This window comes from Pontibacterium sp. (assembly GCF_964228735.1).
Classification (GTDB): domain Bacteria; phylum Pseudomonadota; class Gammaproteobacteria; order Pseudomonadales; family Balneatricaceae; genus Pontibacterium.
On record NZ_CAXRBQ010000027.1, the window covers coordinates 1 to 11,419 of the forward strand.

General features: G+C 51.0%; 11 protein-coding genes and 1 riboswitch. Of the genes, 6 read left to right on the top strand and 5 right to left on the bottom strand.

Annotated elements, in window-relative coordinates:
• Nucleotides 1–52: 52 nt before the first annotated feature.
• The 3 genes from ACEQ15_RS02575 (at nucleotide 53) to ACEQ15_RS02585 (ending at nucleotide 2,537) form a co-directional block, all read left to right on the top strand.
• Nucleotides 53–271 (top strand): DUF3820 family protein, encoded by a 219-nt coding sequence (locus tag ACEQ15_RS02575; RefSeq protein ID WP_282356237.1) that lies wholly within the window; start codon nucleotides 53–55, stop codon nucleotides 269–271.
• 357 nt (nucleotides 272–628) lie between these two features.
• Nucleotides 629–1,621, top strand: a complete 993-nt coding sequence (locus tag ACEQ15_RS02580; protein ID WP_370277464.1) for a peptidase U32 family protein — start codon at nucleotides 629–631, stop codon at nucleotides 1,619–1,621.
• Nucleotides 1,622–1,634: 13 nt separating this feature from the next.
• The gene (locus ACEQ15_RS02585; protein ID WP_370277465.1) at nucleotides 1,635–2,537 is read left to right on the top strand and encodes a U32 family peptidase; all 903 of its coding nucleotides are present in this window, start codon (nucleotides 1,635–1,637) and stop codon (nucleotides 2,535–2,537) included.
• A gap of 171 nt (nucleotides 2,538–2,708) precedes the next feature.
• Here ACEQ15_RS02585 and ACEQ15_RS02590 read toward each other — a convergent pair whose 3' ends face one another.
• The 4 genes from ACEQ15_RS02590 to ACEQ15_RS02605 form a co-directional block, all read right to left on the bottom strand.
• Nucleotides 2,709–3,536: an HNH endonuclease gene (locus ACEQ15_RS02590; protein WP_370277466.1), complete on the bottom strand. Its 828-nt coding sequence runs from the start codon at nucleotides 3,534–3,536 to the stop codon at nucleotides 2,709–2,711.
• Nucleotides 3,526–5,028 (bottom strand): AAA family ATPase, encoded by a 1,503-nt coding sequence (locus ACEQ15_RS02595; RefSeq protein WP_370277467.1) that lies wholly within the window; start codon nucleotides 5,026–5,028, stop codon nucleotides 3,526–3,528. The genes ACEQ15_RS02590 and ACEQ15_RS02595 overlap by 11 nt, the downstream gene beginning before the upstream one ends.
• 368 nt (nucleotides 5,029–5,396) lie before the next feature.
• Entirely contained in the window at nucleotides 5,397–6,074 is a 678-nt protein-coding gene (gene ribB, locus ACEQ15_RS02600; protein ID WP_370277468.1) for a 3,4-dihydroxy-2-butanone-4-phosphate synthase, read from the bottom strand.
• 102 nt (nucleotides 6,075–6,176) lie between these two features.
• Nucleotides 6,177–6,345, bottom strand: a riboswitch (FMN riboswitch).
• Between the two features lie 130 nt (nucleotides 6,346–6,475).
• Nucleotides 6,476–6,964: an SCP2 domain-containing protein gene (locus ACEQ15_RS02605; protein WP_370277469.1), complete on the bottom strand. Its 489-nt coding sequence runs from the start codon at nucleotides 6,962–6,964 to the stop codon at nucleotides 6,476–6,478.
• A gap of 154 nt (nucleotides 6,965–7,118) precedes the next feature.
• On the opposite strand from ACEQ15_RS02605, the gene ACEQ15_RS02610 reads away from it, so the two are divergent.
• From ACEQ15_RS02610 to ACEQ15_RS02620, 3 genes are read left to right on the top strand one after another with little or no spacing between them, the layout of a single operon-like run.
• Entirely contained in the window at nucleotides 7,119–8,843 is a 1,725-nt protein-coding gene (locus tag ACEQ15_RS02610) for a ribonucleoside triphosphate reductase (RefSeq protein ID WP_370277470.1), read from the top strand.
• 58 nt (nucleotides 8,844–8,901) lie between these two features.
• Nucleotides 8,902–9,069 carry an anaerobic ribonucleoside-triphosphate reductase gene (gene nrdD / locus ACEQ15_RS02615; protein ID WP_370277471.1) on the top strand — a complete coding sequence of 56 codons (168 nt, stop codon included), beginning with the start codon at nucleotides 8,902–8,904 and terminating at the stop codon, nucleotides 9,067–9,069.
• 41 nt (nucleotides 9,070–9,110) lie between these two features.
• Nucleotides 9,111–9,815, top strand: a complete 705-nt coding sequence (locus ACEQ15_RS02620; RefSeq protein WP_370277472.1) for an anaerobic ribonucleoside-triphosphate reductase activating protein — start codon at nucleotides 9,111–9,113, stop codon at nucleotides 9,813–9,815.
• 4 nt (nucleotides 9,816–9,819) lie between these two features.
• Here ACEQ15_RS02620 and ACEQ15_RS02625 read toward each other — a convergent pair.
• Nucleotides 9,820–11,419: protein phosphatase 2C domain-containing protein (locus ACEQ15_RS02625; RefSeq protein WP_370277473.1), on the bottom strand; the 1,600-nt coding region annotated here is incomplete at its 5' end.

Here is an 11,419-nt window from a genome sequence, read left to right on the forward strand (position 1 = left end):
CAATGCCCCAATCCAAGACGAACCGTAATTTACCCACAGCGCAGAGTACCCCATGGATCTAAACCCGCAGATGCTGAAAAAGATGGCCACCATGAAAATGCCGTTCGGCAAGTATCAGGGCCGTGTGCTGATGGACCTGCCGGAACCGTATCTGCTCTGGTTTGCCCGCGAAGGCTTCCCAAAAGGGGAGTTGGGTGAATTGCTTGGGTTGTTGCTGGAGATTCGTATTAACGGCCTCGAATCCCTGCTGCAGCCACTGCGTGAGCGTTGATATTTATCCAAGCCATATCTCCGCAGGTTAGCCATCGCAAAGCGATGCCTAACGTGTTGGGCACCGCTACGCGGCGGCCAACCTACATGGCTGATTTCGACACCTGTAGCAGCCCGCTCCGAGGGCGACTTTTTAGCATCGTGGTATAGGTCGCGGTCGGAGCCCGCTGCTACAAAGATCTTCCAGATTCCTTACCCTGTAGGGCAGCGTTCACGCTGCCGGCAGCCTGAAGGCTGCCCTACAATAGATTTACCCTTGCTCTTAACCCATCCCCCCACCTTGATAGCCATCAAGTATTTCTACCGACCACGTGGTTAAGCTGCCCTCCCAAGTTACACATTAACTCTGGAGGTAGTGATGGAGCTGGTCTGTCCGGCAGGCAGTTTTCCTGCATTAAAGGCAGCGGTGGATAACGGCGCTGATGCGGTTTATTTCGGGTTTCGGGATGCCACCAACGCCCGCCACTTTACCGGTCTGAACTTCGACCGGCGCAAAGCCGAGAAGGGCATCCAATACGCCCGCAGCCGCGGCGTTAAAGTGCTCTGTGCGATAAACACCTACCCCCAACCACAAGGCTGGCAGACCTGGCAGCAGGCGGTGGATATGGCGGCTGATCTGCAGGTGAATGCATTGATCGGTGCCGATATGGGCGTGCTGGGTTACGCCGCCGAGCGTCACCCTGACCTCAACCTGCACCTCTCTGTACAGGGTTCCGCCACCAACTACGAAGCGCTCCACTATTACAAGCAGCAGTTCAACATCAAGCGGGCAGTACTGCCACGCGTACTGTCGCTGGCGCAGGTTGCACACCTGGCGCGGCACAGTCCCGTTGAACTGGAGGTCTTTGCCTTCGGTAGCCTCTGCATCATGGTGGAAGGGCGCTGTTACCTCTCCTCCTACCTGACCGATGAGTCCCCCAACACCTGTGGCGCCTGCTCTCCGGCAAAAGCCGTGCGTTGGGAGGAGACGCCGCGAGGGCTGGAATCCCGCCTTAACGATGTATTGATCGACCGTTATGGCGAAGGGGAGAAAGCCGGTTATCCAACCCTCTGCAAGGGCCGTTTTGATGTGGAAGGCAACGTCTACCACGCGATGGAAGAACCAACCAGCCTCAACACCCTCGACCTGATCCCGGAACTGGAATCGATCGGTATCAACGCCGTGAAGATCGAAGGGCGGCAGCGCAGCCCGGCTTATGTGGCACAGGTGGTGAGTATCTGGCGACAGGCACTGGATCAGGCCAAATCCAGTGCGCCGTTTGCAGTAAAGCCGGAGTGGAATCAGGGCCTGACCGACCTTTCCGAAGGTTCAACCACCACCATCGGTGCCTACCACCGTAGCTGGCAGTAAGAGGAGCGAAACCATGGACAACCAAATGCAACTGACCCTGGGCCCGCTGCTCTACTTCTGGCCGAAGCAGGATGTGTATAACTTCTACGCCGAGATGGCAGAAACACCGGTGGAAACCATCTACCTGGGCGAGACCGTCTGCTCCAAGCGCCGCCAGCTGAAAACTGACGACTGGTTGGGGCTAGCAAGGGAGTTGAAGCAGTGCGGAAAGCAGGTGGTACTCTCCGGCCTCGCCCTGCTGGAAGCGGAATCCGAGCTGAAAGCGCTGCGCCGTATCTGCAGTAACGGCGAGTTTCTGGTGGAGGCCAACGATATGGCCGCCGTTCAGCTTCTCAGTCAGCAGGATCTGCCGTTTGTTACCGGTCCCTCAATCAATATCTACAATCTGCCGGTACTGAACCAGCTCTACCACAGTGGTATGCGCCGCTGGGTGATGCCGGTGGAGCTGGGTGCCGATACCCTCGCAACCCTGCTGCATCAGGTTGATGAAGACGGTGGAATGCCGGAACTGGAAACTGAAGTGTTCGCCTACGGTTGTCTGCCGCTGGCCTACGCCGCTCGCTGCTTTACCGCACGCTACCGCAACGTACCAAAAGATAACTGCGAGTTCTGCTGCATCGAATACCCGGATGGAATTACTCTACGCTCCCAAGAGGGTAAAGCCCTGTTCACCATGAACGGCATCCAGACCATGTCCGCTGAACACTACAACCTGGAACACGAACTGGAGCGTATGGCGCAGATTGGTGTAAACAAGGTGCGTATCAGTCCACAAAGGGAAGGGCTGGTGGAGGTGATCAAACGTTTTGCTGCGCGGTTAAATGGAGAAACCACATCGGATAGCATTCGTATGATCAGCCAGGGGCAGTGTAATGGTTACTGGTATGGCGAGCCTGGGATTCAGTGGGTGGAGTAGCAGATATGATTGAAAGCGACCGAATGGTTGCTTTCAATCTTAAACATGGCCAAAAAAGTAAAGGTGTGAATAAGGCCCTTCTGAAATCTCAGATTACACATTGGGTACTAAGACCAACGCATACAAAAGCTTCATGCATTACTATTCGATATGAGTGTATTGTTGTGAACTCTAAACTTCTAAAAAGCCGCCATTGTAAAACTGTTCATTGTTTTTTAGGTTTTTTAGCAATGCTGTTTTCCAATTGTTACGTCCAGATTCTGATAGAGCATCCTTGTACTTTGATTCAAGAGCTTGCTTTAACTTAGCTGCATCTGAGCTTGCACCATAATCTTCATTAAATCTGGGTTTCATATCGGATAGATAGTCGCTTGCCAATTGTAGATAGCGTTTGCCAAGCTGTAGGTGTTTGAAATGTTTCTTTAATACTTGAGTAGTATCCGGATCCAAGCCAGAAGATTGGTTTATACCATAATGCAACATCATTCCTTCCTCAATCCAACGTATTGAAAGCCGTAATACCTCATATGAGTCGATGCTATCAATATATGGGTGGAAATAAACCCGAGAGCCATTTTCCTCGTAGCTGGTCTTTTTGTAAGTCGAGTTGCATGAGTAGCAGCAGGGTATTAAGTTTTTGGTGAATAATGAGTACTCGGCAAATTCACTCTTTGGTAAGTAGTGATCTAAGTGAACAGTTTCATTGAGTCCGCAGTAGGGGCATTTTGAAATGTGATCAAATAATGTGTCGCGAAAATCTACGATGGCCTTGGACTCGTAGCTCTCATAAACATCGATCATTGTGTTTTTTTCAGAAGTGCACAGCTTGCGTGGTTTTATCTTGTGAATGTTTTTATTGTGAGAGTTATAGTGGTTGTAATAATATTGAATTTTCTTTTTGATGCTTAATAGGTTGGCCCTTGTATCGCCTTTTCTGTACTTTATGAATGTTTTGAAGTTATCTGGTTCAACTATGCATGGTAGAGAGCTACTTTTCATTGGTTCGCCCTTCTATGCTTAAAAAATAACTTTTGGCGCTAAAGTCTAGTTTATTTCCTAGTATTGATTCTAATTCTTCTAATGTTACATTGTTGTCCTTGAATGACTGGAGAGTGTCAAAAAAGCTCAAATTGTTAAAGTCTATTTTGAAAACCTCGTTTATTATTGCGCTGACACCTTGGCCTAATGTTTCTGCGTTTGGTCTCTTGGATCTTATGTTAGAACCGACTTCTGTCATTATGTTGATGTACTTTGAAGGAGTTTCCTGGACAATAATCGGAGAATGAGTAGCCATGATGCAGTATGATTGCGTGTAATTTAGTAGCTTTTTTATACAATGATAGAAGTTGCTTACACCTTGAGGGTGTAGATATGTTTCTGGTTCATCGATTAATACCAAATCGTCTTTTTTGACAGAAGAAAGAAAGTCAGTAATTACCTTGATTAGTAGTTTTTGTCCACTGCTAAAGCTATCGTAATTGTCAATTACTTTCTTGGGTTCTCCTGTCACAACTTTCCAGCCTAGGCAAGATTCAAATATGTCAGCAAGAAAATCACGATGATTGTTTTTTAAGATGTTGTTGTAGCTTTTGTTTAGCTCCTTCTTTGTTTCTTTGTGAGATTTTAGTATTACTTCTTGATTTCCATCGATGTTTATTAGTTTTCTAACGCCATAAAAGTTATAAGGTATTAGCCCGGAATCAATGTTGCTTTTAGATACCTTTCCCCCATTGAGTTGTGATAAGTCCTTAAAAGTGTCGAAAGGGCTGTATGAAATAACATGGATGTCACCAAATAGATATCTATGGTCCGACTTTATTACTTCTCCTTCGTTTTCTACGCCCATTCCTGATAGTGCTAGTGCTAGGTTTGATAATACTTGAGATTTACCGCAAGCATTTTTTCCAACAATTACATTGATTCTGAAAGGTAAGATTTCTTGCCTCTCGAAGTTAAAGTTAATCTCTGTTAGTTCGCGAGAGTTGGGTAGTTGTATTCTGTAGTTGAAAGAAAAGTCATGCTCTACTTTTCTAGGAACAGTTACTTGGCTAGAAAATATTACCTTTGCTTCGTGTAGTAGTTTCTCAGCTCGGCTTGAGCGAAGCAAAGATGAGTTGAAACCAGATAGGCTGAAGAATTTATCGCGAATGGTGTCGCTAACTGCGCAGTCTTTGAGATCTTCCAGTATGGAGTCTAACTTTAAATCTTTTATGTTTTTATAGTATTCTGAGCTTTGTCCCAGTGAACAATAGTTGTTGCTTAGATTGTTAAACTCGGATTGTTCAAATTGTGTATACCCATCTGCATCGTTTATGTGTAGGACTTTAATGTGCCCTATAACTTTTCCGCTTTTCTCTTCTGAAGGGTAATATGTCAACTCTAATGTGGTTTTATAGCCAAAATCATCCCAGCTGTCTCGTCTTAGAACAACTGCCGGATACTCTTTGATGTCGCTTAGCTTTGACTTTGAAGTAAAGAGATAGTACCTCACAACCAGATTTTCCTCTTTAATCGTACTTTGAGTTATAAAAAATAAAAAATTATGCAATTCTGATTTTTCCGATAGCTTCTATTCCTGAAAAATAAAGAGCTATTAGCAACCAGATGCTTTAAAGAGAAGGGAACTTTGGATCGAATGCCTCTTTCTCTTCCGCTGAAAACGAGCATGCGTATATTGATAATCCGCCATGCTCATATATCTGCATGACGATGTCCTTAAGTGCCTAATATGTAACGGGTTTGAGAAAAAGGCAAGGGGTAAGAATCGAGTCATTGATTTGAAGTAGGAAGGAGAGGGAAATAAGGGAGGACAGTCACCTCCCTTACCCCGCTCATCAGAGGGAAAATGCAATGCAGAGCTTAAGCACTCTTACCCAACAACTCTTCCCGATAAAACACAATATCTTCAATCGTCAGCACCGGCATATTGTGCAACTTACCAAACTCGATGATTTCCGGTGTGCGTGCCATGGTGCCGTCCGGGTTGGTCACTTCACACAGAACACCAGACGGCATCAGGCCTGCCAGTTGCATGAGATCCACGGTGCCTTCGGTATGGCCACGGCGGGCCAGTACACCGCCGTTTTTAGCAACCAGCGGGAATACATGCCCCGGACGGGCCAGGTCTTCCGGTTTTGCATTTTCGGCAATGGCGGTTTTTACCGTAGTCACACGATCCTGGGCAGAGACACCGGTGGTTACACCTTCTTTCGCCTCAATGGTAACGGTAAACGCAGTTTGATTTTTGCTGTTGTTGGCTTCCACCCTCGGTGGCAGGTCCAGCTGGCGGGCGCGCTCTTCAGTGATACAGAGGCAGACGATGCCGCTGCACTCGCGGATCAGCAGGGCCATCTGTTCGGCGGTGAGGGATTCTGATGCGTAGATCAGGTCGCCTTCATTCTCGCGGTCTTCGTCGTCCAGTACCAGAACGCCTTGGCCGGTTTTGAGGGCATCCAATGCTGCCAATATACGCTCGGTTGGAGTACCGAATTCGCTCAGTAGGGATTCCTGTGGTTCCTGTGGATTGCTGTGTTGCATGAAAAACTCCTAGTTCAATAGTTAGAACCAGGGCAAAGAAAGGCATCGCATACATAAAACGCATACGAAAAAAGGCCACAACGTAAAACGCTGTTGCCTGACTTGTATCCTCTCCCATCCGGACTATAACCGTCGGCTCTGGCTTCTCACCAGATCTGCTGACCCTTGCTTAGAAAGCAAGGCGCTCGCGGGCTTATCCACTTAACACTCTTGATATTGAGTGCCTGGACATACCGCCGGTGGGGAATTCCACCCCGCCCTGAGAATAGATTTTGATATTTGGCGCCCCGACTTTACGGAATTCCGGGAGGCAAGGCAATTGCTTGAGTGTGGTGTACGTGACGTAATCTGTTGTGAAAAAGACACTTTTTAAGCAGGACTTTTTTGAAACAGGTATTGGGTTAAACCGGTAGCTTACTCGCCAGCTCAACACCCTTGCGCATCATCTGCGGCAAGTCGTCCCAATCGATGCTGTCGAGCAGGTTCTTAACGGCTAAGCCCAGCTCGGTATTGCCTTCGATCAGCAGGCGGCGCTGGAAGAAGAGGGTGTCCGGGTCCTGTTCCCGGTTGGCCAGTTTCAGGAAGTCGCGTGCTTCACCTTTAACCCAGGCATCAGCGCTGTCTGAGTCGCACACCACCAGTTTTTCCGCTTCGCAGCTGAGTACTACTTTAATGCCCAGATCGGTCACTTCCAGGCCCAGCTGGTGGTCTTCCAGAAAGTAAAACTCGTCATCGGCCAGCGGTTGCGCAAAGGCCTGATTCAGGGCTTTCTCCAGCAGTTGTTTCTTCACGCTGAACGGGATCAGTGACTCGGTTTTGCTGATCACCCGATTCATCAGTTTTGCACTGTCGGGGCGGGGAAACGGTAAGCGTGCGGTGAGAAAGGCCATCTGATTACTCCTCTAAAGTGGCAGCCATCATAAGGGAAAATAATTTTTCTCCCCTTGATAACAATCAAGGCTATCTAGTGGTTGGGTTACGCACAATGCACTACATGTTGTGCTATGTTGTAAATAACTAACCATATATAGTGTTGAGGGTGTCATGGATAACCATCAGTCAGTAGCCGTAAGAAGTACCGTGGATGAGTATCTTGAGCGTAGCGACTGGCGTGTAAACGCGAATGCCAACCAGGGTTACTCGTTGGGAGGTCTGATTCTGAACGTTTCAGGCAAAGTGATCGCTAACTACTGGCTGAATGAGGTGTACACACCCCAGATCGGCCTGGCGCATCGCGAAGGGGATCTGCATGTTCATGACCTTGATATGCTGTCCGGTTATTGTGCCGGTTGGTCTTTGCGCACATTGTTGCATGAAGGCCTGAATGGTATTCCGGGTCGTCTGGAAAGTGGTCCGCCCAAGCACCTGAGCAGTGCGGTGGGGCAGATCGTCAACTTCCTCGGCACCCTGCAGAATGAGTGGGCGGGTGCACAGGCATTCAGCTCCTTTGATACCTACCTGGCGCCGTTCGTGCGTAAGGATCAGATGAGCTACGAAGCAGTACTGCAGTGTATGCAGGAGCTGATCTACAACCTCAACGTACCGTCCCGTTGGGGTACTCAAACGCCGTTCACCAACCTGACGTTCGACTGGCACTGCCCGGATGATATTGTAGAGCAGATCCCGGTGATTGCCGGAGAAGAGATGCCGTTCAGCTACGGTGATCTGCAGGCTGAGATGGACATGATCAACCGCGCTTACCTGGAGGTGATGGATAAGGGCGATGCCATGGGGCGGGTGTTCACCTTCCCAATCCCGACCTACAACATCACCAAGGACTTTGACTGGGAGTGTGACAACGCTGAGCGCCTGTTCAGCCTCACCGCCAAGTATGGCTTGCCGTATTTCCAGAACTTTATCCGCTCCGACCTGGAGCCGAACATGGTGCGCTCCATGTGCTGTCGTCTGCAGCTGGACCTGCGCGAGCTGCTGAAGCGCGGTAACGGCCTGTTTGGCTCTGCCGAGCAGACGGGCTCAATCGGTGTAGTGACCATTAACTGCGCCCGCTTGGGGTATCGCCACAAAGGCGACTGGGATGAGTTGTACGAACAGCTGGATCACTTGCTGTATTTGGCGAAAGACTCGCTCGAGCTGAAACGCCAGCGTATCCAGCAGTTGATGGATGAAGGCTTGTTCCCTTACAGCAAACGTTACCTGGGCACCCTGCGTAACCACTTCTCCACCGTGGGTGTGAACGGCATCAACGAGATGCTGCGCAACTTCAGTGACGACCGTATGGATATCACCGGAGAGGAGGGGATGCGGGAGGCGATCCGTCTGCTCAACCATATCAACGACCGCCTGACTGAATTCCAGCAGCAGACCGGACACCTCTATAACCTGGAAGCGACCCCGGCCGAGGGCACCACTTACCGTTTTGCCCGAGAAGACCAAAAACGCTATCCGGATATCCTACAGGCCGGTACGCGCGAAACGCCGTACTACACCAACTCCAGCCAGCTGCCGGTGGGTTACACCGACGATCCGTTTACCGCGCTGGAGATGCAGGACGAACTGCAGACCCGCTATACCGGCGGCACCGTACTGCACCTGTATATGCGTGAGCGGATCTCCAGCGTGCGCGCCTGCAAGCAGATGGTGAAAACCGCGCTGAGCCAGTTTGCGCTGCCGTATATCACCATTACACCAACGTTCTCAATCTGCCCGGTGCACGGTTATCTGGCCGGTGAGCACGAGTTCTGTCCACGTTGTGACGAAGAGCTGCTGCAGAAAAAGCAGGAGCAGATGAAGGCCCAGGTGGCCCACTGAAACGAACACTCAAGCTAACAAAAAGCACTGAATACTAGAAACGAACAAGGAGTTCACCATGAACGCACATATCGACGAAGCTCAGACCCTGCTGAAACCAGAAGAACGCCAGCGCTGCGAAGTCTGGACCCGTGTCATGGGTTACCACCGCCCGGTGGCGCAGTTTAATGCGGGTAAAAAAGCCGAGCACGCCGAGCGCTGCCACTTTGTTGAATCTAAGGCATAAGTAAGGCGTAAGTAACGCCTAGAAAGCAGCGAGGAAACAGCATGACGGCAGCCCTGCAGATCAGTGGTCTCACTCCCCTCACCACGATCGACTACCCTGACCACCTTGCCTGTGTGGTGTACACACAGGGCTGTCCGTTGCGCTGTGCTTATTGCCAGAACTCACACCTGATCCCTTTTCGGGAGGAGCCGGGCCAGCTGAGCTGGTCGCGGGTGGTGAGTTTTATGGAACAGCGCAAGGAGATGCTGGAAGCGGTGGTGTTCAGCGGAGGTGAGCCGACCCTGCAATCGGGCCTGCGTGAGGCTATGCTCAGTGCGATCGAGCTGGGTTACAAGGTCGGTCTTCATACCGCCGGCGTCAGCGCCAGTTCGTTGTCGAAGCTGTTGGGCCTGACCGATTGGATCGGTCTGGATGTGAAAGCGCCGGACGATCTGTATCAGACAGTCACAGGGCGGGCCAACCAGCATATCCAGAATCAGCGTTGCCTGGATCTGCTGTTGGATAGCGGTACCAATTTTGAATGCCGCACCACGGTGGACTGGCGTCTGATGCAGCCAGAAGATCTGTTACGCCTTGCCGAGCAGTTGATGCAGCGGGGAGTAAGACGGTATGCCTTGCAGATCAATCATGGAGGGCAGTGCCTTGATCCGAACCTGTGTGAACCGGCGGTGATCTCAACGTCCGAAAAGGTTCAGCTCAAGGCAGTACTGAATACGATGTTCCCGCGCTTTGAATGGCGGGAATAGGGGATTATTTCAGCCAGAAGGCGATCAGGGTAAACAGGGCGATCATAAACCACACCAGCGACATCAGCTGCCAGAAGATCAGCGCGTTAGGAGATTTCTGGGCGGCTTCACGGGATACCAGGAAGGCCGGGTTGGGTTCGGTCAGGTCCTGCATAAAGTGGTCTATAGTGTCGTAACGTTGTTGTGGGTCGATCATCATCGCTTTTTCCAGTGCGCGGTCGAACCAGATCGGGATGATCGGATTGTAACGGTCCGCAGGGATGTATTTCAGTTTTTGCAGTTGCTGCGGTTTTTCGCAGTTTTCCAGGCCGTCGCCAAACGGCAGGTGGTGGGTGAAGATCTCGTAAGTGATTGCCGCCAGAGAGAACATATCCCCCTTGATACCGGTGTTCTGCCCCAGTCGGAAAACCGGATCGGAGTAGTTCATGGTGCCGAGGATTCGGTCACGCTCGATCGGCACAAAGATCTCGTTGATCCCTGCCACAAACACCGAACCGAAGTCGACAATGACGGCTGTATTGTCTGGTCGGATCATCACGTTGCTCGGCTTCAGGTCCTGGTGCAGGGTTTCACGCTTGTGGAACGCCTTCAGGCCATTGGCGATCTGCTTGACGATCTCAATGGCCAGCGCCGGTTTCGGGGCCGGGTTGGTTTTGATCCAGTCATCCAGCGGCACCCCTTCAATCGGCTCCATCAGGTAGTAGAGGAAGTTTTTGGCCCGGTTGGGGATATGTACCTTCACCACGTTGGGGCTGTGGATACGACTGCCTACCCATTCCTCCATCACAAAGCGTTCAATGTACGCCGCATCATCATCGTAGTTGCGTGACGGGGTTTTCATCACCCAGATCTGTTCAGTCTCCAGGTCACGCACCCGGTACAGCTGGCTGCGGTTGCTGGCGTACAACTCCGATTCGACAAAGTAGTTATCGATCTTCATGCCCGGTTCCAGCTCCGGCGGGAAGGGCAGGTCGGTTAGGCGGTCTGTGATCTCGTCCACTGTGTTGTCGGAGAGTTTATCCACCCGTACCAGCTGACAGCTCAGGTTGTCGGTGCTGCCTGCATCGTACGCCGCTTGCACCAGTGCTTCACTGCAAGCCTGCAGGTCACGGTCAGCCAGCGCCATGTTTTTCAGGACCGACGGTTCCAGCGAATCGTGGATGCCATCGGTGCTGAGCAGGAACAGGTCACCCTCTTCGATATCGATACAGCGGTAGTCGATCTCCAGATGTGTATCCATCCCCATCGCCCGCGACAGGCAGCTATTGCTCTCGCTCAGGCGGGTGATGTGATCCTCAGTGAGCATTTCCAGGCTCTGGTTGCGGATCAGGTAGATGCGGCTGTCCCCGATGTGGAACAGGTGTGCCTTTCGGGATTTGATAATCAGTACGGACAGGGTGCAGACATGGCCGCGGGTGGTGGAGAGGTATTCGTGGCTGCGGGCATAGAGCAGCCGATTGATGGAGGTTAGTACCTTCTGGGCAGACTTGCTGACTGTCCAGATCTCCGGCGTGTCGAAGTAGTCGCTGAGGAACTCCTGCACGCAGTACTGTGCAGCCTCCGCACCGGCTTCTGCCGTACTTACACCGTCGGCAATGATCGCA